We start from the raw sequence: 24,752 nt of genomic DNA, 5'->3' as shown, positions 1-24,752 counted from the left end.
CTCACCCCGGCGGCGACTCGACCTTTGACCGGTCGCCCGTGCCGCCGGTGAGCGCGCTCGCGAGCGCTCCCTTCACGACGACCTCGTCGCCGAGGTCCGTGAGCCGGACCTCCGGGACGTTGATGAACACCATGTCGGAGAGCTTCTCGCGGATCGGGTCCAGCACCCGCTCGGGGTTGTTGAGCGCGACCGCGCCGCCGACGCTCACGACGAGCGGGGCGTACGCGTGGATCACGTTGGCGACGCCCATGGCGTTCCAGTGGGCCACTTGGTCGATCACGTGGTCGGCGAAGACGTCCTCGCCCGCCGCCTCGAACACGTCGACCGCGGAGAAGTCCGGGTCCTCGACGGGGAGCGAGGTCTCGATCGGGTCCTCCGCGTGGAGCTCGCGGGCGTACTTCGGGATGTTGTTGCCGGAGCAGTACCCCTCCCAGTGGCCGTCGAGACCGCACCCGCAGGTCATGAAGCCGTGCGGGTCGACGGTCATGTGACCGACCTCGCCGGCGTTGCCGTCCCACCCCGAGAGCACGTTGCCGTCGACGGCGACCCCCGCGCCGATCCCCGAGGAGATCGTGAGGTACACCATGTCGTCGGGGTTGCGCTCGGCGTGGAACCGCTCGCCGATGACGCCGGCGACGGTGTCGTTGTGGAGGTGGACCTCGTCGGTGCCGAGCAGCTGCGAGACGGGCCCGACGAGCGGGATGCGCTCGACGGTGTCCGGGAGGTTCGCCGGCCCCTGGACGACCCCGGCCGCGAGGTCGAGGGGGCCGATCGAGCCGATCCCGGCCGCGACGACCTCGGTCGGGTCGATCTCGGCGGCCGCGCACGCGCCCCGGACGACGCTCAGCACGGCCTCGGTCACGGCGATCCCGTTCGGACCGCGGGGGGTCCCCTGCTCGTCCGATCCGAGGATCGCCGCCGTGCCGTCGCCGACGACCGCCCGGACGTTCGTCGCCCCGAGGTCGACGCCCACGTAGTACATCGGCTAGAAGCGCGGACCGATGTCACTTAAGCGGGACGCTTCCGAGACGATTCGCCGCGACCGGAGCGCGACGGTGGCGGTGATCCGCCCCGATCGTCGCGCGGAGGAACGACGCTCACTCAGGCGGCGACTTCCCGCACGAAGGTCACCGGGCACGGGGCCGAGAGGATGACGTCCTGGGCGACGCTGCCGAAGACGGCCTTCCCGGTCGGCGACCGGCTCCGCCCGCCGACCACCACGCGGTCGGCCCCGACGGCCGAGGCCGCCTCGACGACCTCGTTCGCGTGGTCGCCGACCGCGCCGCGGATCGAGTAGGCGACGCCCGCGTCGCCGAGCGCCCTCGCGAGCGCTCGCATCGTCGTGTGTCGCTCGGCGACCGCGTCCGGCGTCGACCCCTCGCTCTCCGGGTTCACGCCCAGCTTCGAGCGGACCCCGTCGAACTCCTCGTCGGTGAACACGTGGGTCAACACGACCTCCGCGCCCGCGGGCTCGGCGACCGCGATGGCCTCCTTCGCGAGCTGCTCGGTTCGCTTCTCGTCTTCGGTACCGACCGCCAGTAGCACTGTTTCTATGCTCATACTTCCCTTTCGCCGTCGGCCGGGATAAGCCTGTCGGAGTTTTAACTCAGTTTTGAATTAATTTTCCTACGATCGATCCTGACGGTTCTCGCTCCCGTCTGCGTCGCTCTCGGGCTCCGTTCCGGTCGGCTCCGCCTCGCGCGCCTCCGACTCCGCCGGCGGATCGACGAACAGCGGCTCGCCGGCCGGGCGGCCGTAGTCGACGATCCAGTACCGGCCGCGGTACGCGCCGACGTTCTCCGGCTTGAGCTCGTCGAAGTGGAACCGTTCGCGGTGCGGCATCAGCGCCCGCCGGACGCGGTCGAGCGCCTCCTCGCGGACCGACTCGTCCGGGGGGACCTCCGCCCGCGGCATGACGATCCAGTCGCCGTCGGCGTCGCCGTCGAGGACGGGGAGGAACGGGTGCGACTCGACCGCCGACCAGATCCGGCGCTCCCGGCGGTTCTGCGGGCGCCCGTCGCCCATCTCCGCCGAGGGACCGTACCGCGCCAGCTTCGCGACGAGGGGGCCGCCGGCGGTCGCCTCCGCGTTCTCGCGCTCGGTCACCCCCTCGCGGACCGACGCGGGGACCGCGATGGCGACGCGGCCCGTCCCAACCCCGAGGATCTCAGCCGCCGGCTCCGACCGCGCTCCGTCGCCCTCGGCGAGCGCGTCGAGGTCGGCTCGCAGCCCGTCGAGGACCTCGCACTCCCCCGGTGCGAGCTCGCGGAAGTAGGTCATCTCCTCGCCCGCCGGCCACGACCACGTCCGGCCCGCGTACTCCCACTCCGTCTCCGCGACGGCGACGCGGTCGAGCGCGCTCCGGCGGGCCGCCCGCAGGCGACGGGCCGCGGTCGACAGCCGGTCGGCGACCGCGGGCGGGATCGGGTCCTGTCGCATTCGGTCTCCCTTCCCGGCCGGTCGCCAATAGCCTGTCGTCGGTCGGGGGCGCTCGCCTCTCGTCTCATCCGCTTCCCGGCGAAACCTCCTTGCCGCGCGCTCCCGACGCTCGACCGTGAGCACGCTGTTCGTCAGACACGGGACGACCGAGTGGAACGAGGCGGGCCGGATCCAGGGGTGGGCGCCCGTCGGGCTCTCCGACCGTGGGCGCGAGGAGGCCGCGACGGTCGCCGACGCCATCGCCGAACGTCACGCGATCGACGCGGTCGTCGCCTCGGACCTCGCGCGGACCGTCGAGACCGCCGAGCCCATCGCCGCGGCGGCCGGCGTCGACGTGGAGACCGACCCGCGGCTCCGCGAGCGCGACTTCGGCGTCTTCCAGGGGCTCCCGTCCGACGACTTCTTCGAGCGCTTCCCCGACTTCGACCTGCTGGAGAGCGGGCGGGCGGCGGCCGAGCGCGCCCCGGAGAGTGGCGAGAGCTGGCTCGCCGTCCGCGATCGAGTGCTCGACGCGGCCGCGGACCTGCGCGCCCGCGAGGGGACCGTGGTGGCCGTCACCCACGTGAACCCGATCCGGCTCGTCGTCGGCGAGCGCCGCGAGCTCTCGGTCGCGCGGTCGCTCACGGAGCTTTCGGCCGGCAACTGCTCGGTGACCGAGATCGACGGGAGCGGCGCGGTCGCCCGCGAGGACGACCGCTCGTACAAATAGCGTCGGCGGTCGGGGTCCGGCTCAGTAGTCGGGCGCGTCGTCCTCGACCTCGCGCTTCAGCGAGTCGCGGCGGGATTTCGCGTCGCGGCCCGTCGCCTCCAGCAGGAACTCGTTCTTCGCGTCGACCGCGTCGGCGGCGGCGTCGGCGTTCCCCTCGGCGATGACGTCCTCCGCGGGACGCTCCTCGAAGTGGACCGCGAGCTTGTCCTTCTTACTCCCGTACTCGGCGGCGCCGGCCACTATCCGCTCGAAGACGGGGTTGTCGGGGTCCTCGACGACGTACAGCTCGTGGCCCTGCCACTCCTCCGTGCCGGAGATCTCGCCGAAGTACTCCTCGACGGAGCCTTTCAGGTCGGGCATGCGGTCGTCCAGATGCTCGCCGCGGCGCATCTTGTACTCCTTCATGCCGCGACCGTTCGACAGGGGGGCGTAAACCAGTTTCGTCACGGGGTCTCCAGCCCGTTGAGCGATCCCGTCGGCCGATCAGACCGGGCGCTCGGTGACGTAGCCGCGCTTGCACTCGGGACAGATGTCGCCCGCGCGCATCGAGTTTCCGTCCGCGTCGCGGGTCATCCCGCACTCGGGGCAGTGGTACTCCGTCGGCGTCTCGGAGGTCGACGTCTGCAGGTCGGGGGTCTCGGCGCGGGTGATCCCCGACCCCGCGTCGGCCGGCTCCGCCTCGTCGTCCCGCGGTTCGACCGTCCCGTCGACCTCGTCGGCGTCCCGATCCGGGGCCTCGACGTACTCCGCGTCTCCGTCCTCCGCGGCCGGCTCGGTCGCCTCGGGGGTGAGGCCGCCGCCGAACTCGACGCCGCCCGCGTCGCCGTCGCCGATCTCAGCGCTGAACCCCTCGTCCTCCCCGCGCTGCTCGGGCCACGCCGTCGCCGACGTCTCCGGCTCGTCCGCCTCGTCGACCTCCGGCCACGCCCCGCGCTCGCGGTCGGCCGCCGGCTCCTCCTCCTCGTCGAGGATCACCCCGTCGTCCGTCGCCGCGTCCCGCTCGTCGTCTCCCGGCGACTCCGCGGTCTCGACCTCGGGGTACTCCGCGTACTCCTCGCCGCCGCCGAGCGAGCCCGCATCGTCGTCCGGCCCCGACTCGAGGAGCTCCGCGCCGTCGTCGTCGGGGGCGTCGGCGTCGTCCGCCGCGGCGCCCTCGTCGTCCGCGTCAGCGGGCCCGTCGTCTGCGTCCGTGGCGTCGCCTTCGGGAAGGTCGTCGGCCGCCGCGGTCGGCTCGTCGTCGATGATCACGGCGTCGTCGACGTCGTCGGTCGCGTCGACGGTCGGGGCGGCCCCGTCCGCTCCCTCGTCCGTCGGCGCGGCGCCCGTCGGGACGGCGTCCGGGCCGACTCCGTCCGTCGGACCGCGGTCGTCGTCGGCGTTCGGCGTGGTCGCGGTCGGGTCGGTCTCCGCCGTTTCGGCGCCCGCGGCGGCCTCGTCGGTCAGTTGCTCCATCGTCGTGACCTCGGTGTTCTCGCTCACGACCTGCGTCTCACCGCAGCGAGCGCAGGTCTTCACCTCGGTGACTGTCGTGACGACCTCGTTCCCGTCCTCCTCGCGCTCGCGCCGTAGTTCGGGCTCGTCGAAGTCGTGCCCGAGCAGACACCTGAGTCCCATTATGTCCGTCCTGCGGTGCCGAGGGTAAAAAACGCCCCGTCCGGCGTCTGACGCCCGGCGCACGCCCGTCCCGGCCGCGCGTCGGTCGCGCGGGCGACGGCTCGGGGGCCGCCGTCGCCCGACCGCGGTACCCAGACTCTTTGTGGATCGGTCCCGTACCTTCGATCGTCTATGCCGACCGTATCTTACCAGGGAGAGGAGATCGAGTGCGAGAAGGGCGCCGTGTTGCGCGACGTGTTGGCGGAGGCCGGTCTCTCCGTGTACAACGGCAAGATGAAACAGCTCAACTGCCGGGGCGCGGGGTCGTGCGGCTCCTGTGCGGTCCAGGTCGACGGCGAGGTGAGCGAGCCCGGCAAGAAGGAGAAGGCCCGCCTCTGGTTCCCGCCGCACCACCCCAGCCACGACGTCCGCCTCGCCTGTCAGACGAAGGTCGAGGGCGACGTCGAGGTGACGAAGGGCCGCGGGCTCTTCGGCCAGCACATCTGATTCGGCCGTCTCGCTCGTTTTACGCCGATACCTCGACGCTACCTCGGCGCCGCCGCTCGTCGTCGCCGGCCGGACCGATCGGCGGCGGCGACGCTCGGTGTCGTGATAAGAACCCGCGTCGGACGTGAGTCCGGAGGCGGGCAAAAGTCTCGTTGTCGCGTGTCAGAGTCGCGTTCGGCGTCAGCCGGACCGACCCACCTTATCGGATCGGCTTACTGCCGAACGACGTTGGACGCGCGCGGCCCCTTGGGCGAGGACTCGATGTCGAACTCGAGCTCCTGGCCCTCTTCGAGGTCCGGCCCTTCGACGTCTTCCATGTGGAAGAACACGTCGTCGTCAGCGTCGTCAGTCTCAATAAATCCGTAGCCGCCAGTGTCGTTGAAGAAATCAACCTTTCCGGTCGCCATTGCATCCTAACGGACGCCCCGTTCGGGGATAAGGATTGCGAGTGTACAGTTACCACGGCTTGTGCCGGACGATTGTTTTCGTTGTGGAGTCTTATCGAGGCGTTCGGTGACCGTCCGACGAAAACTGTCCCTTCTCACCGGCCGATCCGTCGGTTCTCCGATTTCAGTCGTCGCCGGAGGGACGTTTATTGTCGCCCGTCGCGATCGGTCCGTCGTGTTCCGGTCGCTCAGGGAGAACGGGCCGGCGCTGCTCGTTCCCGCCGCCTGGGTCGTCGCGGCGGCGACGACGCTCGGCGTCGTCTCGACGCGCGCGCTGTTCGTCGCCCACGTCGTCATGAGCGCCCTGCTCGTCGCCTTCGTCGTCGCCTCGTGGCGCGACATGGCGACCGGCGTGCTCCGGGCGTGGAAGCTCGTAATCTTAGCGGGCACGCCCGTGACGCTCGCGGGCGTCGCGGGGTTCCTCGCGCTCGGCGGTCCCGAGGTCCCGCCGGACGCCCTGCTTGCGCTCTCGTTGTACGGTTGGGCGCTCCTTCCCGCGGCCGGGTTCGCGTACACCGGACGCCGCGTTGAGGCGGGCGCCCGGGTCTACGACGCCGGCGTCGCCTGCTGCGTCGCCGGCGCGGTCGCGGTCGCGGTCGCGCCGTCGGCGACGTGGACCGCGGTCGGGCTCGCCGTCGTCGGTGTCGGCCAGACCGCCGGCATCCTCGACGCCACGCTGCGCTACTGAGGCGTCGCTCCCGGAGCCGCCGTCAATCGTGTCCCGTGCGAACACCCCACAATACCTAAGCCTCCGGTCCGTAGGGCTCGCATGATCGACGCCGGCCCGGTCTACCTCGCGGTCGCGGGGGCGCTGCTGCTCGTCGCGCTGGGGCTCGGGATCCGCGTGCTCCGCGGGATCGTCCGCGAGGGGCGCGATCGACGGCGGCGTCGGCGGGCCGGCGAGGTGGAGAAGTACACGGAAGACGAGGAGTACGGGCGGGGACCGCCGGCCACCTCCGACGACCGCGAGGCGGCGGGGCCGGACGGCTACCCGACCGACCGCGGCGACCCCGGCGCGACGTGCCCCCAGTGCGGCGCGGCCAACGAGTCGGAGTTCAACTACTGCCGGCGCTGCGCGGCGCCGCTCCGCCCCGGCGCCTAGCTCACCGTTCCGTCACCGCCCCGTCTCGACTTCCGCGTCGCTTCCGGTCCCGGAATCCGGGAGCGTGTGCCACCACGCCCACAGCACGAGCACGGCTTGGAACGGAAGCCGCGCCCACGCGGCCGCCCGCGCTACGTCCGCGAGCCGGTCGGGGACGAACTCGGTCGCCACGTCGTCGGTCGCCACGTATACGTTCGCCGGGAAGACGGCGACCAGCAGCGCGACGATTCCCCACGCCGACGCGCGTCGCGTCCGGTCGAACTGCACCCCGAATCCGAGGGCGATCTCCGCGACTCCGGAGAGGTACACCAGCGCCCGTGGGCGCGGAAATTCGGGCGGAACGGCCCGAGCAAACGACTCCGGCGTGAGGAAATGCGCCGCGCCGGCCGCGACGTAGTTCGCGCCCATCACGCGGCGGAGAGACCGCTTCCGTCGCGCGAGCGGACCAGTCGAGTCGACGGAGCCGTCGGGGTCGGTGTCGGCGTCACCCGTCATCCGAACAGGTAGCGACGGCCGGCTAATGAGGGTTCGCCCGGCTTCGAACGACGTCGCTTTCTCGACGGTTCGCTCCGCTCGCGGGCGCAGCATATCGCCGACCCTTCGGTTTGCACTCGCCGCACGTCGCCGGCGACCGTTATCTACTCCCTACCGGAGCCGAGCATAGCGGTTTCACGGCTTTTCGGAGCGCGACCGGGCGAACCCGGTCGTCGGATCATACCTATATTATCACGGGACTTATACGTGGCTGACTACTGTCCCTTGCCGCTCTCGGAGCGATCTAATTCGACGGTGACACGCGTATTCGAGTGATCTCCGCGCCGAGTTTGCAGCCGAGTTACACAGTAGATCGGCATCTAATGACAACAAATAGAAACAACGAATCGAGCCGGACCGTTCCCATCTCGCGGCGCAGCGTCCTCCGCACGACGGGCGCGGCCGGCGCGCTCGCGGTCGGGGGATCCGGTCTGCCGTTCTTCACCGGGATCGCCGCCGCCGACGAGCACCTCATCGAGACCTGTGGCGGCGAGGTCGACGTCGTCGTCGCGCTCGACTATTCGGGCTCGATACGGTCCGCCGGCACCTGGGGCGACATCCAGAGCGGCGTGGACAGCTTCCTCGGCGTCGTCCCGGCCGACGTCCAGCTGGGTCTCGTCACGTTCGGCGACGCGCCCGCCGCGTTCGAGTACGGTCCCGGGAACCTCCTGGACTTCGCGACCGCGGGCAACGTCTCGGCGGTTCAGGCCGGCGTGCCCGCGGACGTCCCGCCCGGAGAGAACGCGACGCACATGCCCGGCGCGCTGGACTTCTCCAACGCGATCCTCGAGCAGGAGGGCCGCGGCGGGAAGGAGATCGTCGTCCTGATCACGGACGGCGGGCCGAACTACGAGAACGGCGTCGTCGGCGACGGCGCGGCGCCGCCCGCAGACGACACGACGTTCCCCTACGGAACGTTCGACTACACCGGTGGATCGAACGGCGGCGAGAACGGCATCGCCGGCGAACCCGGTGAACTGACCGAGACCACCGCCACCGCGACCGCGATCAAGAACGCCGGTCGCCGCGTCATCGCCGTCGGCGTCGGCGAGAACGTCGCCGGCTTCGACGACTATCTCCGGGACGAGATCGCCAGCAGCACCGACGACTTCGTCGCTGTCCAGGACGCGTCGAACCTGGGTTCGGAGCTGGAAGCGCTCATCAGCGAGGTCTGCGAGGAGTGCGTCGACTGCTCCGTCGACGGCCAGCTCGCGAAGTACGAGTTCGCCTGCGTCGAGACCGATCCCGACACCGGCGAGTGCATCGCGTATGACTTCGTCCCGGAGGGGGACGCCGACGACAACGTCGCGTACACCGCCGGCTCCTACGAGAGCAAGGAAGGCGAGGCGTTCGAGCCGATGACCGCCTCCTTCGACACGGAGTACTGCGAGCTCTACGTCCTGGTCAAGAGCGGCCGGGAGCTGGAAGTGCAGTCCTTCGAGGAGATCGACGGGAGCGTCACGGTCGAAACCGCGAACGACGGGAAGTTCGCGATCAGCTTCGTGGCGTTCTACTGCACCGAGGACGCGGCGGTCGAGGCGCTGGAGAGCTTCCCGTCCCGCGGCAGGCGGTAGTCGATAGCGCCGTCGCGTGACCGCCACGCGATGCGGCGGTTCTCGGTTTTTCCCCGCTCGCTGCGCTCGCGGGGGACAGCTCGACCTTCAGTCGAATGCGCTCCCCGCCCGAGCTACGGTGCCGCACCCGGGCGAATCCGGCACAGAACCCGTCTCGAAGCGCCGAACCGGCAGGCGGTCAGGCGACGATCCGCCGCTCGCTGAACGTGTTCGTCACGTCGTCGGATCGAGGCCGTCACGATGGTGATCCAGCCGTCGTTCCTGTCGCATCCGGTACGCCTCCGAGTACGACCGTCCCACCCGGCTGGTCTCCGCCGTCGAGTCGCCGGCACTCCACGTCTCCACGTCGCGGGTGCCGTCTCACACCCTGTACCGCCCCGACCGGTCGACCCGTCCCGCTACAGTCTCCGCGGTGGCGGCCGAGATAACGCCGGTTCCGGCCCTCAGGCTCGCAACGCGGCTATCGATCGCAGCTCGCGATGCCACAGTTCGGTCGTCCGCTCCCGGGCGGTGACCAAGATTTTCAAACCCGGTGTAGTAGGCTAGCGCGACAGATGGGATCGAACTGGCAAGCAGCGTGGAGGCGACTGCGCAAGGAGGGCCCGCGATCCCTGGTGTCTCTGGCGATCCGAACTGCCGAGCGGACGGCCGAACGAGTCTGTCTCCGGGCGTGCTCACCGGAGACGTACTGGACGCTCGCGTCCCGGTACTACCGCCGGCGCGAGGTCCGGGACGTCGACGGGTACGACGTCCCGACCGATCCGTTTCGGGTCCTGTGGGTCGATCCGGACGACATCGTCCGTCACTCGAACCGGGAATATCCCCCCTGGCGGGGAGGATGGCGGCTGTGCGGCCGCGTCGCAGATGGCGACTGGGACCGTCCCTCCGATGAGTATCATCACCCGCCGTCGTTCGAGGATCGACTGGAGTTTGCGGCGTTCCGTGCCCACTTCGTCGACGGCGTCCCGTGGGGGGAGACGGAGTTCCTCGCCCGGAAGATCGACAAGGTCGAGAACGGTGGGACGAGCAGGGCCGGCGAGGATCGCGAGGAGATTCTCGAGTACTGGACGAAGTACGACGAACTCTACGAAGAGATCTCGGAGACCGGCTACGACACACAGCGGGAACGCGTAACGAGTGGGATCGAAACGAAACGGTTTCCACAGGCGATCGGGGACGAGATCGCGATCGATATCGCGCGCGACGGGGAGCCGCTGTTCGTCGACGGCTCACACCGCCTCTCGATCGCGAAGCTCCTCGACCTCGATTCGGTGCCGACCGTCTGCTTCTACCGCCACGAGGAGTGGATGCGGATCCGCGAGGCGGTGTACCGCGCCACCACCGTGGACGAACTCGGCGAAACGGCACGCCGGCGGCTGCAAGCGGATCACCCGGACCTTCGAGACCTGCGCGACTCCTTTACGTACGGCGGCGAGCACCCTCAGTATCGGTGAGATGCCTCGCGGCGATCTCGGCCCGAGACGGCGCCGAATCGACGCCCTCGCGGATAGCTGAACCGAACCCTGTCGCCGCCGCGATTTGAAACGCGTGAGACTCCCTCCGGTCGTCTCACTGTTCCTCGCTCGCTGTCGCTCGCGGGGACGGGGGACAGCTCGTCGTTGGCCGAAGCTCATCAGAAGGCTTCGGAAGAAAATGCCGCCTCCCCGATTTGAACTCCGGAAGACGATCGCGCTCACTCCGTTCGCGCGCTGCGACTTCCGTGCTCAAATCGGCTCGGCGTCGTTTTCTCGACGGTTCGCTCCGCTCACCGTCTCGAAATATGCCGCCTCCCCGATTTGAACGGGGGACAGCTCGATCTTCAGTCGAGTGCTCTCCCAGTCTGAGCTAAGGCGGCTCGCACTCGGACTAACGCCGAATCGAGACAAAAGGATTTCGAAAGGCGGCGGGCCGGTCGGCCTCGATCGAGCCGTCGACGCACCGTTCCGGACACCGCCTGCCGCCGCTCTCGGTGTTGTCCGCGCCGCGAAAGTGGGACCGCCCGGATTCGAACCTCGGTCGCTCCACTTCATTCCGCTCCCTGCTTCGAATCAGCTGCCACTGCTGCTGCTCGCGGTATCGCTCGCAGCAGCAGAGTGGGACCGCCCGGATTCGAACCGGGGTCACGGGCACCCAAGGCCCGGAGTATACCACTAACCCACGGTCCCGCGTCCATACGTACCCGCATCGGCCGGTAAAGCGTTTCGTTGCGCGGTCAGGTCGCGTTCGGTCGGCTCGCCGCGTCGCTCGCCCCGCGGCGACCCGGTCTCACTCCTCGTCGTCGCGCAGTTCGAGGTCGGCGACGATCTGGTACGGATCGGTCCCCTTCCGGACCGCGTCGAGGATGAAGAACGCCTCGTCGGGCGCGAGGAAGTGCCGCGTCACGCCCCGGCCCAGCGGCGTCGGATCGAAGCCGTCGATGAACTCCCACTCTAACAGCTTCCCGACCGCGTGTTTCGTCGGCACCTCGCCGATCATCCGGTCGTTGAGCCGCTTGGCCTTCTTGCCCGCGACGACGACGTTCGCCAGCGTCTCCTCGACGGCGGCCGCCTCGTCGTAGTGGGTCGCGACGTCCTCCATCTCCCCCTTGAGCAGGGTGAATGCGACCTCGTCTTCGGTGCGGTCCATCGAGTTGTGGTAGACGCCGTCGGGCTCGACGAGGAGGTAGACGCGCCCGCGGTCGTGGTAGTCCGGGCGCCCGGCGCGCCCGAGCATCTGCGAGAACTCCTGGACGGAGAGCCACTCGATCCCCATCGCCAGCGAGTCGAAGATCACCTGCGAGGCGGGGAAGTCGACGCCGGCGGCGAGCGCCGCGGTGGTGACGACCGCGGAGAGGTCCTGGTTCCCGAACTGTCGTTCGACCTTCTTCCGGCGCTTGTAGTCGAGGCCGGCGTGGTACGGCGCGGAGTCGTACCGGAGCTTCCGGCTGATCTCGTGGCAGCGCCGCCGGGAGTTGGTGAAGACGATCGTCTGGCCGCGGTACCCCTTCGACGACTTCGTGTCGAACTCCCGCTTCACCAGCTTGTCGGCGATCTGCGCCTTCTCGCGGCTGTCCGCGAAGGTGACGTGGCGCTCGATCGGGACGGGGCGCTCCTCGTACTCGATGAGCGTCGCCCGGAGCTTCTCGGCGAGCCACTCCGGGTTCCCGACGGTCGCGGAGAGGTAGACGAACTGCGTGCCGCCGTACCCGGAGTGCGTCTCCATCCGGTTCTCGCTGTAGTACTTCAGCCGGGAGATGAGCCCGTCGAGCCGGTGGCCGCGCTCGCCCTCCTTCAGCGTGTGGACCTCGTCGATGACGACCGTGCCGACGTCGCCGAGGTCCTTCCCGGTCCGGAGCGCGTGGTCGATCCCCTCGTAGGTGCCGACGATCACGTCGGCGTTCGGGTCGAAGCGGTTGCCGTCGTCGTTCACCCGCGAGGAGCCGACGCGGATCGAGACGTTCAGCCGGTCGCCGTAGCGGTCCCTGAAGTCCTCGTGCTTCTGGTTGGCGAGCGCGACGAGGGGGACCAAGAAGAGGAGCTTCCCCTCTCCCTTCAGCGCCCGGTCGATTCCGGTCAGCTCACCCACGAGGGTCTTCCCGGTCGCGGTCGCGCTCACGACGAGCTGGTCGTCGCCGTCGAGGAGGCCGTTCCGCACCGAGAGGCTCTGGACCGGGAGCAGCTCCTCGAAGCGGCCCTGCAGGTGCGCGGAGAGGTCCGGGTGGAGGTCGAGGTCCTCGGTGCGCACGGGGCTCACGTCGTCGACGTTGGCGGAGACCTCGTCGTACTTCGTGAGGTCGGGGTCGAGCCCGCCCTGCAGGAGGTTGACGATCCGGTCCAAGTCGCCGGACTCGTACAGCAGCTCCTCCAACCGCTCCTCGGCGGCGCCGGTGAACTCGCCTTTGTACGAGAGCTCCCGCTCCAGCTCCCTGCGGGCGCAGTCGCGGCAGATCAGCTCGTCGTTGTGCTCGACCGCGCTCTCGCTCGTGATCGGCCCGTATCGGCCGTCGTTCGCGCAGCGCCGGCAGGTCCGGACGGCCGTCGCCTCCAGCTGGTAGCCGTCGAGCATCGCCTCCAGCCGCTTCCGGTTCTCCGGCGACGTCTGCTCGGAGATGCGGATCCGGTCGGCCGCGCGGGCGAGGTCGACGAACTCGCCGGGCTGGCGGGGGTGGTCCTCGCCGTCGCGGACCACGCGGAACTTCCCCGGGCGCGGGCCCGCGGAGGTCTCCTTGAGTTCGAGCCGCCCGCGGAGCACCCGGTTCCCGTCCCGGTTCGCGACGACGGTGTAGTCGCTCCGCGCCTCGTGGAGGAACAGCGTCTCGACCTCGGCCAACTGCTGTGACACTACCCGTCGGTACGCGAGGAAGGTATTTCAGGGGTTCGGCTCGCCGTGCGGCGGGTTCGCGGCGTCACGCGAGTCTACCGCTTCGACGTCGGCCGCGTCGCTCGCGGCCGCGAGAACCGCGCCTCGAAAAGGGTCGTGGAATTACGAGACGAGGAGCTCCTCGCCGCGGTCGACCGTGATCCGGCACGGGGGCGAGAGCTTGTTGTACGCGCGGCGGAACGCCTCCTTCACCGCGGGCGCCTGCTCGACGTCGCAGTACGCGGTGAAGACGACGTCGTCCGCGTTCAGGCGGGCGGCCGTCCCGACCGGCTTGCCGAACGCCTGCCGCATCCCGTCGGAGACGCGGTCCGCGCCGGCGCCGGTCGCCTGCTTGTTCTCCCGGATGACCTGGTGGGGGAACTTGCGGAGGGTCATCTTGTAGTTGCCCTCGCCGAGCTCCTTGATCAGGTGGCGGTTCGCCGAGAGGCGCGCGCTCTCCAGCGAGCCGTGCCGGATCTGGAGCTCCTCCTCGACGCGGAGGCTGATCTGGACGGGGTAGTCGTCGGGCTCCGAGGAGAGGTCGCCCATGTTGTGCTGGGCGATCTTCGAGCCGGGGATCCCGGTGATGTATTCGCGGCGGGTGTACGACGGCTTGTCGATCGTCCGATACATAGAGGCGGGTTTGTCAGACATGGCTACTTGCCCGATGTAGCCCGCGCTGCGGCGATAAACCCTTCGATACCGCGGCGTTGTCGGTCCGTTTCGCGGCCCTCACCGCCTCACTCCTCGGGCGTCGGTCCGAGCGCGACGTGGTCGAACCCCCGGTCCGCCAGCCGCTCGGCGGCCCGATCCGTGACCGAGGGCGCGACGAGGACGCCGCGGACGACGGGGTCGGTCTCGTCGTCGTTGCTGCCTTCGTCGCCGTCGGGCTCTTCTGCTCCCAACTCCTCGCGGAGCGCCCGCACGTACCGCGCGAGCTGGCCGACCGCGTCCGGGCCGACGCGCCGGCGCTTCAGCTCGACGACGACCGGGGTGCCGTCGGCGTCGACGCCGAACACGTCCATCGGGCCGGCGCTGGAGGGGCGCTCGGTCGCCTTCGGCTCGAACCCCGACTCGACGAGTTCGGGGCGCTCTAGGATTCGGGTCCGGAGGTCCTCCTCGCTGCCGTGGAGGGTGAGGTCGCGCCCGCCGGTGACCGCCATCGCGGAGAGCTGGTGGACCCGCTCGAACCGCACCGTGAGCGTCTCGTCGGGATTCGTTCGGGTCGAGCGCACCCGGAGCCGACCCTCGCGGACCGCGGCGCGGTGTTCCGACCCCGGCGGCTGCCAGTTGACGGGTTGGCGACCCTCGTCGGTGTGGACGAGGGCGGCGCCGTCGGGCTTCAACACGAGCAGCCGGTCGCCGGCGCCGAGGTCCGAGGCGGCGCGGCCCTCGTAGCTGACCGTGCAGCGCCCGAAGACGCTGATCAGGTCGCCGCGCTCGAAGGCGTCCTCCAGCTCCCAGAGGGCCTCGCGGTGGCTCGGGTCGTGGACGCTCGTGACTGTCACTACTACTCGTACGTGGTTGTCGGTCAAAAAGGGCGCGAGGCCCAGATCAGTGTCCGTGGTCGGTATCCATCGCCGTTGTTGATGGTGGTGGGCTGTACGAGATCGGCCTCTCTGTCGATCGGTTATAAATTGCTCCTGCCGACGACTCGGTGAACACCGCCAAAGCCCCAGCCGGCGAAGCGGGCGCACGCTCGCTGCGCGCCTCACTCGGTCGTTCGCTTCGCTCACTCCCTCGCTGCGGTGCTTACGTCGCCTGCGCCCGCTTCGCCGGCTGCCCCTTTGAGTCCCACCCGACCGCACCGCGACCGCACCTCACGCCTCCCCAGCCTCGCGGCTCACGGCTCGCGGCTTCGCCGCTCGCGTTCGCCGCGTCCCTCGCACGCGCTCCTCGTGGCCTGTCGGCCACTCGGAGGCGCGCGCCACCGCATTCTTTCTTATTAATACCGTTGACCGCTCACGTCCCGTGCTCCCAGCTGCCCATGTACTCGCGCTGCTCGTCGGTGAGCGCGTCGTGTTCGACGCCCTCGGCGGCGAGCTTGATCTCGGCGACCTCGCGGTCGAGCTCGTCGGGGACGTCGTGGACGCCGGGCTCGTACGCCTCGCCGTTCTCCGCGAGTTCGCGGACGACGACCGCCTGGACGCCGAAGCTCTGGTCCATCACCTCGACCGGGTGGCCGAGCGAGATGGGGGCGGCGAGGTTGACGAGCCGCCCTTCGGCGAGCACGTTCAGGACGCGGCCGTCGTCCATCTCGAACCCCTCGACGCCGTCGCGGACCTCGTAGCGGTCCACGGCGAGGTCGTCGAGGTCCTCTAAGTTCACCTCGACGTCGAAGTGGCCGGCGTTCGCGAGGAGGACCCCGTCCCCCATCCGTTCGAAGTGCTCGCGGGTGATCACGTCGCGGTTCCCCGTCGTCGTGATGAACACGTCGCCCTTCTCGGCGGCCTCGGCCATCGGGAGAACCTCGTACCCCTCCATGTGCGCTTCGAGCGCCTTCCGCGGGTCGACCTCGCAGACGATGACGTTCGCGTTCTGGCCCGACGCTTTCTTCGCGACGCCCTTGCCGCACTGGCCGTAGCCGCCGACGACGACGTTCTTGCCGGCCCACGAGAGGTTCGTCGTCATCGCGATGGTCGCCAGCGACGACTCTCCCGTCCCGTGGACGTTGTCGAACAGCTGCTTCATCGGCGTGTCGTTCACCGCGAAGACGGGATAGTTGAGCTCCCCGTCGGCGTCCATCGCGCGCAGGCGGTGGACGCCCGTGGTCGTCTCCTCGGCGCCGCCGACGATGGAGTCGATGAGGTCGGGGTACTCCTCGTGGACGAGCTTCACCATGTCCATCCCGTCGTCGACGGTGATGGTTGGGTCGTGGGCGATACAGGCGTGCATCGCGTCGTAGTACTCCTCGTCGTCGACGCCCCGGACCGCGTAGGAGGTGATCGACTCGTGGGTGTCGAGCGCGGCCGACACGTCGTCGTGGGTCGACAGCGGGTTACACCCGGTGATCGCGACCTCGGCGCCGCCGTCGGCGAGCAGCTCGACGAGGTTCGCCGTCTTCGCCTCGACGTGCATCGCCATCGCGATCGTCTCGCCCGCGAGCGGCTGCTCGTTCACGAACTCCTCGCGGAGCGCGTTCAGGATCGGCATGTGCTGGAGCGCCCAGTCCATCTTCCGGCGCCCCTCCTCTCGGGCCGCTTCGACGTCCGAGAGATGCTTCGACACCGGCGGATACGCGGTTTCGCTCATGTCACTCGGTTCGCTCACGGCGCACTAAACCCTGCCGACACCGGGTCGCGTCGAGAAAAACAGAAACGGAACCCGCGCCGCCCGCGCGTCGGTTACGACTTCGGTCGTCCGTCAGTTACGGCGGGCCGTTGCCGTTCCCGTTACCGGGACCGTTTCCGCCGTTCTCGTCGTCATCGCCTTCGTCGTCGTCTCCTTCGTCCTCGTCGTCACCGTCGTCTCCGTCCTCGGCCTCTTCCTCTTCGTCCGTGTCGACCTCCTCGCCGTCCTCGCCGTCGTCGCCGTTACCGGCGTGGCTCGGAGGGCCCTGTTCGCCGTCGTTGCCGTTGCCCTGGCCCGCGCGGTCCGGCGCGTTGCCGTTCCCGATACCGGGCGCGTCGCTCTCGTTCTCGGCGCTGTCGTTACCCGCGTCGTCCGGGCCGCCGGGGCCGCCCGCGTGGTCAGGCGCGTTCCCCGGGTTGTTCTCCGTCACGAAGTCCGAGACCGCGTCGCCGATGCCGCCCTCGCGGTCGCCGATCTGCTCGATGAACTCGCGGACGAGCTGTCCGAACGGCCGGTCCTCCGCGGCCTCCTCGCCGGTCGTCAGGTCGACCGTCGTCGAGACGGTGTCGTTCTCGTACTCGGCGGTCACGTCGACCGTGACGTTCTCCTCGGCGGCGTCGAGGGTGACGGTGCCGTTCTCGTCGGTCTCGTAGTCGCCCGCGCCGGCGTAGGTGACGTTCTGACCGTCGGCGGTCGTGACGTTCACCGAGGCGTTCTCGGCGGCCTCGCCGTCGTCGGTGACCGTGACGACGGGCTCACCGTCGGTGTTCGACACGTCGAGCGCGAGTCCCTCGGCGGGGGCCTCGAGGTCGACCGTCGTCGAGACGGAGTCGTTCTCGTACTCGGCGGTCACGTCGATCGCGACGTCCTCCGCGGCGGCCGGCAGCGACACCGTGCCGTTCGCGTCGGTGGTGTAGTCGCCCTCGCCGTCGTAGGTGGCGTTCTCGTCGGCGGTCGTGACGTTCACCGAGGCGTTGTCGACCGCGGTGTCGTTGTCGGTCACCGTGACGACCGGCTCGCCGTCGGTGTTCGACACGTTGAGTTCGAGCCCGTCGGGCGCCTCGAGATCGGCCGTCGTCGAGACGGTGTCGTTCTCGGCGGTCGCAGTGATCTCGACCGTCACGTCCTCTTCGGGGGTGGGGAGATCGACGGTGCCGTTCGCGTCCGTCGCGTACTCGTCCGCCCCGCCGTACGACTCGTTCTCCGCGTCGACCACGCTCACGTTGACCGTGGCGTTCTCGACCGCGGTACCGTTCTCGGTCACCGTGACTGTCGATGTCCCGTCCGCTTCTTGCTCGACGGCCACCTCGAGGTGCCCGTCGGCGGCAGCGACGCCGGTCATCGCGCCGAGCGCGACGACCGCGACCAGTAGGATTGCTGTCGTGCGTCCTTTCATGTCCACTCGGGTCCAGCCGCCCTTATCACATAAAAAGAGAACTCGGTTAAGCCGGATTTAACCAAATTGTGGCCGGGTTTCAGACGCTGTAACGGTCGTTTCGGGATCGAGCGGGATTTCGACCGTTAATCTGTCCGAATCAACGTGGTCCGGGCTCGAAGCAAGCGGGTCCGCGGCTCGGGCGCGCTCCGAGCGCGACCGCTCGTCGCCGGTTACCCATCGACGCGATCGACGAGGTCGGCGGCGGCGCCCGCGGCGCGCTCCTTGACCGCCTCGGCGTCGAGCGTCAGGACCTCGCGGTCGCGCATCAGCACCTCGCCGTCGCAGACCGTGTGGCGCACGTCGCTCCCGCGCGCCGCGTACGCGAGGTGCGAGACCGGGTCGTGGACCGGCGTCAGGTGCGGCGCGTCGAGGTCGACAACGGCCAAGTCGGCGGCCGCCCCCGGCTCGATCCGCCCGCCGGGGAGGCCGAGCGCGTCGGCGCCCGCCGCGGTCGCCATCTCCACGACCGCCTCGGCCGGGACCGCCGCTGCGTCGTCCGCGGCGAGCTTCCCGAGCATCGCGGCGTCGCGCATCTCGTCGAAGACGTCGAGGTCGTTGTTCGAGGCCGCCCCGTCGGTGCCGAGCGCGACCGTGACCCCCGCCTCGCGGAGCCGCTGGACGGGCGCCATCCCGCTGGCGAGCTTCATGTTCGAGGCCGGGCAGTGGACGACCGCGGTCCCCGCGTCGGCGAGCCGGTCGATCTCGGCGTCGTCGAGGTGGACGCCGTGCGCGAAGAAGTCGTCCGGGCCGAGCGCGTCGAGGTCGGCCGCGTACGCGATCGGGCGCTCGCCGCGCTCGTCGACGATGGGGTCGACCTCCTCAACCGTCTCGTTCGCGTGGAGGTGGACCGGAACGCCCGCCGCCCGGGCCTCGACGACCCCCTCGCGCAGGAACTCCTCGCCGACCGTCGTCAGCGAGTGCGGCATGAACGCGGTCCGGATCCGCCCGTCGGCGGCGCCGTCGAGCTCGCGGGCGACCGCGAGGCTCTCCTCCACGTCGGCGCGGGCGTCGGCCTCGTTCTTGCCGACCGTCACGACCCCGTGACCGAGCCGCGCGCGCAGGCCGGCGCGGTCGACGACGTCGGCGACCCGGTCCATCGCGAAGTACATGTCCGCGAACGCGGTCGTCCCCGAGCGGATCATCTCCAGCGCCCCGAGCGCGGCGCCGGCCTCGATGTCGTCGGGCGTCAGCTCGGCCTCCGCCGGCCAGATGTCCTCCCGGAGCCACGCGTCCAGCGGCTTGTCGTCGGCGTACCCGCGGAGCAGCGTCATCGCGGCGTGCGTGTGCGCGTTGACGAGCCCGGGGATCACGAGCGAGCCCTCGGCGTCGAGGGTCTCGTCGGCGTCGGGTACCTCCCCGGCGTTCGCTCCCGTCTCGTCGGTCGCCGCGTCGTCACCCACCGCGAGGATCTGCCCCGCGTCGCGGTCGATCGTCACGTCGGCCTCGGTCACCGAGCCGTCCGGGCGGAGGACGCGGCCGCCCGTCACGCGAAGCGCGTTCATACGGACGGATTCAGCCCCCCGAACCAAACGGCTTCGGTTCGGGTGCGGCGAGACGTCTCACGACTTCGGCGCCGCGAGCGCGATCGGAGCCGACCCTCCCGCGCCTCCGAAGCCCCTTAGGCCGCTCCCGCCGGAGTGCGGGCATGGCAACCGACGCCCAGCAGGCGTGTTTCGAGGCCGGGATCAAGTTCGGCTCCTTATACCACCAGTTCGCCGGGACGCCCGTCAGCCCGTCGAGCGCGCGGAGCCTGGAGGCCGCGATGGCGGAGTCGATCGAGAACCAGCCGTTCTGCGAGTCGGTGACCGTCGCCATCCACGACGACCGCGTCGCCGACGCGATCGACCACGAGAACGGCTACACGGAGCTCACCGGCTCGCTGATGGACGTCGAGATGCGGATCGAACGCGAGGGCGTGACGGTCCGCACCCGGATGGAGATGCGCGACGGCTACCCGCTGATGGAACTCGTCTCGGTCGAGGGGGACTGAACCGCGTCGCTCCCCGACCCACCCGCTCCCGTCGCCTCACTCCGCCGGATCCACGTCCCGGATCGTCCCCACGCCCTTGCTCGATCCCTCCCGGAAGACGAACCGCTGGCCCTCCTCGACGAGGTACGGCCGGAACTTGAACCGGACCCGCGTCCGCCCGGTGTCGCCGGGAAGGAGCCGGCCGCCCTCGGGCGCGAAGACGGCCGCCTCGGAGACCGTCTCCACGTGGACGACCGGCTCGTATCCCTCCTGAATTCTGGTCGGGTGGTTCAGCACCATCACCTCGGCCTCGAACTCGCGGATCGGGTCGGGGTCGCTCCCGCGCGGCACGAGGGCCATCCCGCGCTCGATCTCCTCCTCGTCGACGCCCTTCAGCGCGATGCCGACGATCCGGCCGGCGGTCGCCTTGTCGACGCGGTGGTAGTGCATCTCGATCGAGCGCGCCTCCACCTCGCGGAAGGAGCCGTCGGCCATCGGGCCGAGCAGGAGCTCGTCGCCGGCCTCCACGGTGCCGGAGTTGACCGTGCCGGACGCGACGGCGCCGACGCCGGTCACCTTGTAGCTCCGGTCGACGTACATCCGGAACTCCGCGCGCTCCGGGGTCGCGCGCTTCGGGAGCGTCTCGAACAGTCGGTCGAGCGTCTCGACCCCCTCCTTCGTCACCGCGCTGGTGCGGAGGAGGGGGACGACGCCGTCGCCGACCTCCGCGACCGCCGTCTCGATCCCGTGGCGGTCGACGAGCAGCGGGGTCTGCCCGGCGTCGCGGAGCATCGACTCGACCTCGCGCTCGACCTCGGCGAGCCGCTCGTCGCTCACGGCGTCCGCCTTCGTGATCGCGACGATCGTCGGCAGCTCGGTCGCCAGCAGGATGCCGAGGTGCTCGCGGGTCGTCTTCGTCGGCCCGTCGTCGGCGGCGACGACTAAGAGTCCGTAGTCGAGCTTCTGGCCGACGAGCCCCCGGATCGTCGTCCGGAGCCACGGCTCGTGGCCGACCGTGTCGACGAACGAGACCAGCCGGTCGGCCTCTTCGACGATCCGCGCGCGGTCGGACTTGCGGTGCGGGTTGTCCATCCGGACCGGCTCGTCGCCGCCGTCCTCGAAGCCGTAGACCGCGTACGAGAGGTCGGCGGAGAGCCCCCGCTCGACCTCGTGGGGCTGGACGTCGAGGAAGCCGCGCGTGCCGCCCTGCCCGTCGTCCGCCCGCCCCGTGACGAGGGTGCCGACGAGCGTCGACTTCCCGTGGTCGACGTGGCCGGCCGTGCCGACCACGAGGTGGTCGTCGTCCGTCTCGAACATCCCGCCGTCGCGGAGGGTGGCGAGCCCGACGAGCCCGGCGTCCGCTCCGTTCCCGTCGGTGCCGGCGCTCCACGTCTCGGCGTCGGCGATGTGGGCGTCGGCCTCGTCGGCCAGCAGCGAGAGGACGTCCATCGTCTCGGAGAAGGCCTCCGGCGCGATCCCGGCAAGCCCGCCGTCGTCGGTGACGCCGAGGACGTACGTCGCCTCGCCGTCGCCGGAGAGCACCCGGTGGCGGAGCTGGGCCACGAGCGACTCCATCCGCCCCTCCGCGAGGTGGACCTCGCGGGTCAGTCGCTCCTTGAACTCGATCGCGCCGCCGTCGCGCTCGCCGCGCTCGATGGCCCGCCGTAACGCGGACCGGTCAGCGCTCATACACGTTCGTAGGCGACAGCCGGGCTTAACGGTTTCCGTGCGATCCGTCCCCACGTCACGCGATCGGTACCGAGCGCTCGGGAGGGCTCCCGAGCGGTTCACTCCTCGGTCAGATCGACGTAGGTTCGGCGGACCGTCACGGGCGTCACGTCCGCGACGTCGGCCGCCTCCCGCTGCGTGCAGTCGGCGTCCAGCTGGCGGGCCGCCGTGTACAGGCAGGCGGCGGCGACGCCGACCGGGTTGCGGCCGTTCGCGATCCCTTCCTCCACGGCGCGCTCGGCGAGCTCGCCGGCGCGGCGTTCCACGTCGGCCGCGCAGCCGAGGTCGCTCGCGAACCGCGGGAGGTACTCCGCGGGACCGGTCGGCCCGATCGGGAGTCCGAGTTCGCGGTTCATCGCGTCGAAGGCCGCTTGGTGCTCGTCTTCCGTCGCCTTCGCCTCCGCGCAGACCTCGCCGACGGTTCGGGCGACGTCCGCGGTGCGACAGGCGACGTAGACGCAGGCGGCCGAAAAGCCCTCCAGCGACCGGCCGCGCAGCAGGCTCTCCTCTTGCGCGGAGTCGAACAGCGCGCAGGCCGTGTCCCGGACGCTGTCGGGGAGCTCCAAGACGCCGGTCAGCCGCCGGATCTCGGTGTACGCGTACACCTTGTTGCGGTCCCGCTTGGTCGAGATCTGCGCGCGGTTGTGCTGGGTCCGCATCCGAGCGAGCCGCCGGCGCTTGCGCCCCTTCACGCGGGTCGACCGCCCGATCTCCGTCGAGAGCCCGCGGTCGTGCCGGGAGCGCGTCAGGGGCGCGCCGGTGCGCTTGGGGTTCGTGTCGTCGTCGTCGAACGACCGCCACTCCGGCCCGTGGTCGATCCGGTCGGCCTCGACGACGAGCCCGCAGTCGACGCAGACGCGCTCGGCGGCGTCGACGCGGGTCCGGCCGCCGCACTCGGGGCACTCGTCGACGGCGGTCGCGGTCTCCTCGGCGGTCGCGGTCCCCGTCGTTCCCTCCGCGTCGGTCGTCTCCGCGGAGCGATCGGTCATCTCGGTGCGGTGCGAACGGGCGCGGGTCGAGCGTGCCTGACTCATCACACGTCGAACTCGGGCCCGATGCCTTACTTAAACCCGGGAGAATTCGGGGTCGATCGGCCGGATCGGCGCGCTCGAACCGACCGGTAACCGGTCGGTGATATCGGCGCTCGTCGCGCCGCAGTACGGTGGTTTTAATGCCACGAAGGGGCCACCCGTTCGCATGACGCTGTCGGAGATCGCGGACGGGTTGGAGGTGACCGCGAGCCAGCGCGAGCGCGGGGTCGCCGTCGCCGACGACACGGAGACGCCGCTCGTCGACCGGCTCGCGGCGCACGCGGACGACCTCCCGTGTACCCCTGCCGCGACCGCGACGCTGGTCGACGCGTACACGGGCGGGCGGAGCGTCGGCGACGCCGCCCGCGAGGCCGGCGTGACGCCGATGACGGGCGCGAAGGCGCTGCACCGCTGCGGCGTGGAGGGCGTCTGCCCGCTCGCGCCGAGCCGGCGGAGCGTCGTCCGCGACTGGCTCGACGGTCGGATCGCGCGCAGCGAGGCGGTCGCGCTCGCCGGCGGCGACGGGGCCGACTTCGCGCTGGCGACGTACGTCGAGACACACGACCCGGTCCCCGCGGTCGCCGAGGCCGTCGACGCGCACGTCGCGGGCTCCGCGCCGCTCGGCGACGGCCTCCGCGGCGACGGCGATGCCCCCGGCGGCGCGCTCGGGTCGCCCGACGGCCTGCGCTGAGCCCGCGACCCGGCGGCTCCCTTCTCGTCCGCTCTGCCGACTCAGGACCGAATCCGATCGACCAACCCCGGCTCCTCGAACTCGATCCCGAGCGACGCGTCGAACGCGCGCTCGTACGTCTCCGCCAGCGCCTCGACGTACGCGCCGGTCCCCGTCGCCGCCGCGGGAGCGCTTCCGACCGCGGGATCGACGGCGGGGAGCCGGGTGTCGGCGGCCGTCTCGTCCTCGTCGCGCTCGGCGTCGGAGTCGCCGGCGCGGGCCACCGCTATCGTTCCGTCGACGCTCCCGCCGACGTCTGCGACCCGGCCGCGGAGCCGCTGGAGCGCGTCGCGGCCGTGCGCCGTCGCGGGCGTCACCGCCTCGACGCGGTCGGCGGCCGTCACCGCCGCGACCGCCTCGTTCGACCCGACGGGGGCGGCGTCGACGACGACGGCGTCGTAGGCGGTCGCCGCCTCGCCGATCCGTCCCTCCAGCTTCCGCGCGGCCTCGGCCGTCTTCGCGCGGGCGACGCGCTCGAACGGCGCGCGGGCGGGGATCAGATCCGCGCGTCCCGGGAGGTCGAGGTCGCCGCCACGCTCGCTCGGCTCGTCGTCGGGCGGGTACGCCGCCGCCGACAGCGACGCGTCGGTCTCGTCGGTGAGCAGCGCCGTGAGGTCGGTGCCGATCCGTCCCGCGACGTGCTCGGAGAGCCCCTGCGTCGTGAACGCGGCGTCGATCACGGCCACGTCGCGGCCGTCGCGGGCGCCCAGCGCGGCCAGCTCGACGGCGGTTCGCGTCGTCCCCGCGCCGCCGGTCGCCCCGACGAGTGCGAGCGTCGTCGCCTGCATGCGCTCGGCTACTCGGGGTTTCGCTGTTAACTCTGTTGCACGCGGGTCGCCGGCGCGGTTCCCTCGCCCGAGGGGAGCGTCGCCGACCCCGGCCGCTCACTCCGCGATCGCGTCGGCGACGGCGTCCAACTCGTCGTCGGAGAGGTCCGGCCGCTTCCCGCCGACCGCGTGGAGCGGCGCGCCGCCGTCGCCCTCGAACCGCGGGATGACGTGCACGTGGACGTGCGGGACCTCCTGGCCGGCCGCCTCGCCGTCGTTGATCCCGACGTTTGCGCCGTCGGCGTCGACCGCGGCCTGCACCCGCGGGGTGAGCTCGGTCACGACCGCGAACAGCTCGCTCGCGAGGTCGGCGTCGAGGTCGCCGACGTGCCGCGCGTGCGACTTCGGTATCACGAGGGTGTGCCCCCGCGCGAGCGGGTTGGCGTCGAGGAACGCCAGCACGTCGTCGGTCTCGTGGACGGTCCGCGCCGGGATGTCGCCGGCGGCGATCGAACAGAAGATGCAGTCGTCGGACATACGCGAGGGGTCGGCGGCG

At 70.7% G+C, this 24,752-nt stretch carries 25 protein-coding genes and 2 tRNA genes; 8 read left to right on the top strand and 19 right to left on the bottom strand.

Annotated features, from left to right (window positions below; all coding sequences use genetic code 11):
* Position 1: 1 nt before the first annotated feature.
* From FGM06_RS15110 to FGM06_RS15100, 3 genes are all read right to left on the bottom strand, one after another.
* On the bottom strand, positions 2 to 982 hold the full coding sequence (locus FGM06_RS15110) for an ROK family protein (RefSeq protein ID WP_144800099.1): 981 nt from the start codon (positions 980 to 982) through the stop codon (positions 2 to 4).
* Positions 983 to 1,101: 119 nt separating this feature from the next.
* Complete coding sequence (locus tag FGM06_RS15105; protein WP_144800098.1) at positions 1,102 to 1,560, bottom strand: universal stress protein; 459 nt, start codon at positions 1,558 to 1,560, stop codon at positions 1,102 to 1,104.
* A gap of 66 nt (positions 1,561 to 1,626) precedes the next feature.
* Positions 1,627 to 2,439 (bottom strand): hypothetical protein, encoded by an 813-nt coding sequence (locus FGM06_RS15100; RefSeq protein ID WP_144800097.1) that lies wholly within the window; start codon positions 2,437 to 2,439, stop codon positions 1,627 to 1,629.
* 115 nt (positions 2,440 to 2,554) lie between these two features.
* On the opposite strand from FGM06_RS15100, the gene FGM06_RS15095 reads away from it, so the two are divergent.
* Positions 2,555 to 3,148, top strand: a complete 594-nt coding sequence (locus FGM06_RS15095; protein ID WP_144800096.1) for a histidine phosphatase family protein — start codon at positions 2,555 to 2,557, stop codon at positions 3,146 to 3,148.
* 21 nt (positions 3,149 to 3,169) lie between these two features.
* On the opposite strand, the gene FGM06_RS15090 is transcribed toward FGM06_RS15095, so the two are convergent.
* Together FGM06_RS15090 and FGM06_RS15085 are read right to left on the bottom strand one after the other, a co-directional pair.
* Positions 3,170 to 3,553 carry a DUF5611 family protein gene (locus tag FGM06_RS15090; protein WP_144800124.1) on the bottom strand — a complete coding sequence of 128 codons (384 nt, stop codon included), beginning with the start codon at positions 3,551 to 3,553 and terminating at the stop codon, positions 3,170 to 3,172.
* Between the two features lie 78 nt (positions 3,554 to 3,631).
* Positions 3,632 to 4,762 (bottom strand): DUF7093 family protein, encoded by a 1,131-nt coding sequence (locus FGM06_RS15085; protein ID WP_144800095.1) that lies wholly within the window; start codon positions 4,760 to 4,762, stop codon positions 3,632 to 3,634.
* Positions 4,763 to 4,933: 171 nt separating this feature from the next.
* Here FGM06_RS15085 and FGM06_RS15080 point away from each other — a divergent pair, with 171 nt between their 5' ends.
* The gene (locus tag FGM06_RS15080) at positions 4,934 to 5,248 is read left to right on the top strand and encodes a 2Fe-2S iron-sulfur cluster-binding protein (protein WP_144800094.1); all 315 of its coding nucleotides are present in this window, start codon (positions 4,934 to 4,936) and stop codon (positions 5,246 to 5,248) included.
* 212 nt (positions 5,249 to 5,460) lie between these two features.
* Here FGM06_RS15080 and FGM06_RS15075 read toward each other — a convergent pair whose 3' ends face one another.
* Positions 5,461 to 5,655 carry a cold-shock protein gene (locus tag FGM06_RS15075; RefSeq protein ID WP_004048101.1) on the bottom strand — a complete coding sequence of 65 codons (195 nt, stop codon included), beginning with the start codon at positions 5,653 to 5,655 and terminating at the stop codon, positions 5,461 to 5,463.
* Positions 5,656 to 5,869: 214 nt separating this feature from the next.
* Between FGM06_RS15075 and FGM06_RS15070 the strand changes: the two genes are divergently transcribed.
* Both FGM06_RS15070 and FGM06_RS15065 read left to right on the top strand, forming a co-directional pair.
* Positions 5,870 to 6,382: a hypothetical protein gene (locus FGM06_RS15070; RefSeq protein WP_144800093.1), complete on the top strand. Its 513-nt coding sequence runs from the start codon at positions 5,870 to 5,872 to the stop codon at positions 6,380 to 6,382.
* An 81-nt stretch (positions 6,383 to 6,463) separates the two neighbouring features.
* Complete coding sequence (locus FGM06_RS15065; RefSeq protein ID WP_144800092.1) at positions 6,464 to 6,796, top strand: zinc ribbon domain-containing protein; 333 nt, start codon at positions 6,464 to 6,466, stop codon at positions 6,794 to 6,796.
* Positions 6,797 to 6,808: 12 nt separating this feature from the next.
* Here the strand turns inward: FGM06_RS15065 and FGM06_RS15060 are convergent, their stop codons facing one another.
* On the bottom strand, positions 6,809 to 7,291 hold the full coding sequence (locus FGM06_RS15060) for a DoxX family protein (protein WP_144800091.1): 483 nt from the start codon (positions 7,289 to 7,291) through the stop codon (positions 6,809 to 6,811).
* A 362-nt stretch (positions 7,292 to 7,653) separates the two neighbouring features.
* On the opposite strand from FGM06_RS15060, the gene FGM06_RS15055 reads away from it, so the two are divergent.
* A complete protein-coding gene (locus FGM06_RS15055) occupies positions 7,654 to 8,904 on the top strand; it encodes a vWA domain-containing protein (protein WP_144800090.1) in 1,251 nt (416 codons plus the stop codon).
* Between the two features lie 554 nt (positions 8,905 to 9,458).
* A complete protein-coding gene (locus FGM06_RS15050; RefSeq protein WP_144800089.1) occupies positions 9,459 to 10,358 on the top strand; it encodes a hypothetical protein in 900 nt (299 codons plus the stop codon).
* A 327-nt stretch (positions 10,359 to 10,685) separates the two neighbouring features.
* Here FGM06_RS15050 and FGM06_RS15045 read toward each other — a convergent pair.
* From FGM06_RS15045 to FGM06_RS15010, 8 genes are all read right to left on the bottom strand, one after another.
* A tRNA-Phe gene (locus tag FGM06_RS15045) sits at positions 10,686 to 10,759 on the bottom strand.
* Between the two features lie 239 nt (positions 10,760 to 10,998).
* Positions 10,999 to 11,069, bottom strand: a tRNA-Pro gene (locus FGM06_RS15040).
* Between the two features lie 100 nt (positions 11,070 to 11,169).
* Complete coding sequence (locus FGM06_RS15035) at positions 11,170 to 13,224, bottom strand: DEAD/DEAH box helicase (protein WP_144800088.1); 2,055 nt, start codon at positions 13,222 to 13,224, stop codon at positions 11,170 to 11,172.
* Between the two features lie 141 nt (positions 13,225 to 13,365).
* On the bottom strand, positions 13,366 to 13,896 hold the full coding sequence (locus FGM06_RS15030) for a 50S ribosomal protein L16 (protein WP_144800087.1): 531 nt from the start codon (positions 13,894 to 13,896) through the stop codon (positions 13,366 to 13,368).
* Positions 13,897 to 13,982: 86 nt separating this feature from the next.
* The gene (gene nucS, locus FGM06_RS15025) at positions 13,983 to 14,750 is read right to left on the bottom strand and encodes an endonuclease NucS (RefSeq protein WP_144800086.1); all 768 of its coding nucleotides are present in this window, start codon (positions 14,748 to 14,750) and stop codon (positions 13,983 to 13,985) included.
* A gap of 454 nt (positions 14,751 to 15,204) precedes the next feature.
* The gene (locus FGM06_RS15020; RefSeq protein ID WP_144800085.1) at positions 15,205 to 16,494 is read right to left on the bottom strand and encodes an adenosylhomocysteinase; all 1,290 of its coding nucleotides are present in this window, start codon (positions 16,492 to 16,494) and stop codon (positions 15,205 to 15,207) included.
* Positions 16,495 to 16,609: 115 nt separating this feature from the next.
* Positions 16,610 to 17,929, bottom strand: a complete 1,320-nt coding sequence (locus FGM06_RS15015; protein WP_144800084.1) for a DNA primase — start codon at positions 17,927 to 17,929, stop codon at positions 16,610 to 16,612.
* Positions 17,930 to 18,141: 212 nt separating this feature from the next.
* On the bottom strand, positions 18,142 to 19,473 hold the full coding sequence (locus FGM06_RS15010) for an amidohydrolase (protein ID WP_144800083.1): 1,332 nt from the start codon (positions 19,471 to 19,473) through the stop codon (positions 18,142 to 18,144).
* A 143-nt stretch (positions 19,474 to 19,616) separates the two neighbouring features.
* Between FGM06_RS15010 and FGM06_RS15005 the strand changes: the two genes are divergently transcribed.
* Positions 19,617 to 19,961 (top strand): dihydroneopterin aldolase family protein, encoded by a 345-nt coding sequence (locus tag FGM06_RS15005; protein ID WP_144800082.1) that lies wholly within the window; start codon positions 19,617 to 19,619, stop codon positions 19,959 to 19,961.
* A gap of 36 nt (positions 19,962 to 19,997) precedes the next feature.
* Here FGM06_RS15005 and FGM06_RS15000 read toward each other — a convergent pair whose 3' ends face one another.
* Positions 19,998 to 21,629 carry a GTPBP1 family GTP-binding protein gene (locus tag FGM06_RS15000; protein ID WP_144800081.1) on the bottom strand — a complete coding sequence of 544 codons (1,632 nt, stop codon included), beginning with the start codon at positions 21,627 to 21,629 and terminating at the stop codon, positions 19,998 to 20,000.
* Between the two features lie 98 nt (positions 21,630 to 21,727).
* On the bottom strand, positions 21,728 to 22,702 hold the full coding sequence (locus FGM06_RS14995; protein ID WP_144800080.1) for a transcription initiation factor IIB: 975 nt from the start codon (positions 22,700 to 22,702) through the stop codon (positions 21,728 to 21,730).
* A 163-nt stretch (positions 22,703 to 22,865) separates the two neighbouring features.
* Here FGM06_RS14995 and FGM06_RS14990 point away from each other — a divergent pair, with 163 nt between their 5' ends.
* Positions 22,866 to 23,390 carry a DUF7858 family protein gene (locus tag FGM06_RS14990; RefSeq protein WP_144800079.1) on the top strand — a complete coding sequence of 175 codons (525 nt, stop codon included), beginning with the start codon at positions 22,866 to 22,868 and terminating at the stop codon, positions 23,388 to 23,390.
* A gap of 41 nt (positions 23,391 to 23,431) precedes the next feature.
* On the opposite strand, the gene FGM06_RS14985 is transcribed toward FGM06_RS14990, so the two are convergent.
* Positions 23,432 to 24,217 (bottom strand): AAA family ATPase, encoded by a 786-nt coding sequence (locus FGM06_RS14985; RefSeq protein WP_144800078.1) that lies wholly within the window; start codon positions 24,215 to 24,217, stop codon positions 23,432 to 23,434.
* 96 nt (positions 24,218 to 24,313) lie between these two features.
* On the bottom strand, positions 24,314 to 24,733 hold the full coding sequence (locus FGM06_RS14980; protein WP_144800077.1) for an HIT family protein: 420 nt from the start codon (positions 24,731 to 24,733) through the stop codon (positions 24,314 to 24,316).
* Between the last annotated feature and the right edge of the window lie 19 nt (positions 24,734 to 24,752).

It is taken from the genome of Halorubrum depositum, from assembly GCF_007671725.1.
Lineage (GTDB): Archaea > Halobacteriota > Halobacteria > Halobacteriales > Haloferacaceae > Halorubrum > Halorubrum depositum.
This window is presented reverse-complemented; position numbering and strand designations above follow the sequence as displayed.

Bases quoted from the DNA above. Each gene is read 5' to 3' on its own strand.
- FGM06_RS15110 (WP_144800099.1), bottom strand. From the start codon at position 982: ATGTACTACGTGGGCGTCGACCTCGGGGCGACGAACGTCCGGGCGGTC.
- FGM06_RS15105 (WP_144800098.1), bottom strand. From the start codon at position 1,560: ATGAGCATAGAAACAGTGCTACTGGCGGTCGGTACCGAAGACGAGAAG.
- FGM06_RS15100 (WP_144800097.1), bottom strand. From the start codon at position 2,439: ATGCGACAGGACCCGATCCCGCCCGCGGTCGCCGACCGGCTGTCGACC.
- FGM06_RS15090 (WP_144800124.1), bottom strand. From the start codon at position 3,553: ATGAAGGAGTACAAGATGCGCCGCGGCGAGCATCTGGACGACCGCATG.
- FGM06_RS15085 (WP_144800095.1), bottom strand. From the start codon at position 4,762: ATGGGACTCAGGTGTCTGCTCGGGCACGACTTCGACGAGCCCGAACTA.
- FGM06_RS15080 (WP_144800094.1), top strand. From the start codon at position 4,934: ATGCCGACCGTATCTTACCAGGGAGAGGAGATCGAGTGCGAGAAGGGC.
- FGM06_RS15075 (WP_004048101.1), bottom strand. From the start codon at position 5,655: ATGGCGACCGGAAAGGTTGATTTCTTCAACGACACTGGCGGCTACGGA.
- FGM06_RS15065 (WP_144800092.1), top strand. From the start codon at position 6,464: ATGATCGACGCCGGCCCGGTCTACCTCGCGGTCGCGGGGGCGCTGCTG.
- FGM06_RS15060 (WP_144800091.1), bottom strand. From the start codon at position 7,291: ATGACGGGTGACGCCGACACCGACCCCGACGGCTCCGTCGACTCGACT.
- FGM06_RS15055 (WP_144800090.1), top strand. From the start codon at position 7,654: ATGACAACAAATAGAAACAACGAATCGAGCCGGACCGTTCCCATCTCG.
- FGM06_RS15050 (WP_144800089.1), top strand. From the start codon at position 9,459: ATGGGATCGAACTGGCAAGCAGCGTGGAGGCGACTGCGCAAGGAGGGC.
- FGM06_RS15030 (WP_144800087.1), bottom strand. From the start codon at position 13,896: ATGTCTGACAAACCCGCCTCTATGTATCGGACGATCGACAAGCCGTCG.
- FGM06_RS15020 (WP_144800085.1), bottom strand. From the start codon at position 16,494: ATGAGCGAAACCGCGTATCCGCCGGTGTCGAAGCATCTCTCGGACGTC.
- FGM06_RS15015 (WP_144800084.1), bottom strand. From the start codon at position 17,929: ATGAAAGGACGCACGACAGCAATCCTACTGGTCGCGGTCGTCGCGCTC.
- FGM06_RS15010 (WP_144800083.1), bottom strand. From the start codon at position 19,473: ATGAACGCGCTTCGCGTGACGGGCGGCCGCGTCCTCCGCCCGGACGGC.
- FGM06_RS15005 (WP_144800082.1), top strand. From the start codon at position 19,617: ATGGCAACCGACGCCCAGCAGGCGTGTTTCGAGGCCGGGATCAAGTTC.
- FGM06_RS15000 (WP_144800081.1), bottom strand. From the start codon at position 21,629: ATGAGCGCTGACCGGTCCGCGTTACGGCGGGCCATCGAGCGCGGCGAG.
- FGM06_RS14995 (WP_144800080.1), bottom strand. From the start codon at position 22,702: ATGAGTCAGGCACGCTCGACCCGCGCCCGTTCGCACCGCACCGAGATG.
- FGM06_RS14990 (WP_144800079.1), top strand. From the start codon at position 22,866: ATGACGCTGTCGGAGATCGCGGACGGGTTGGAGGTGACCGCGAGCCAG.
- FGM06_RS14985 (WP_144800078.1), bottom strand. From the start codon at position 24,217: ATGCAGGCGACGACGCTCGCACTCGTCGGGGCGACCGGCGGCGCGGGG.
- FGM06_RS14980 (WP_144800077.1), bottom strand. From the start codon at position 24,733: ATGTCCGACGACTGCATCTTCTGTTCGATCGCCGCCGGCGACATCCCG.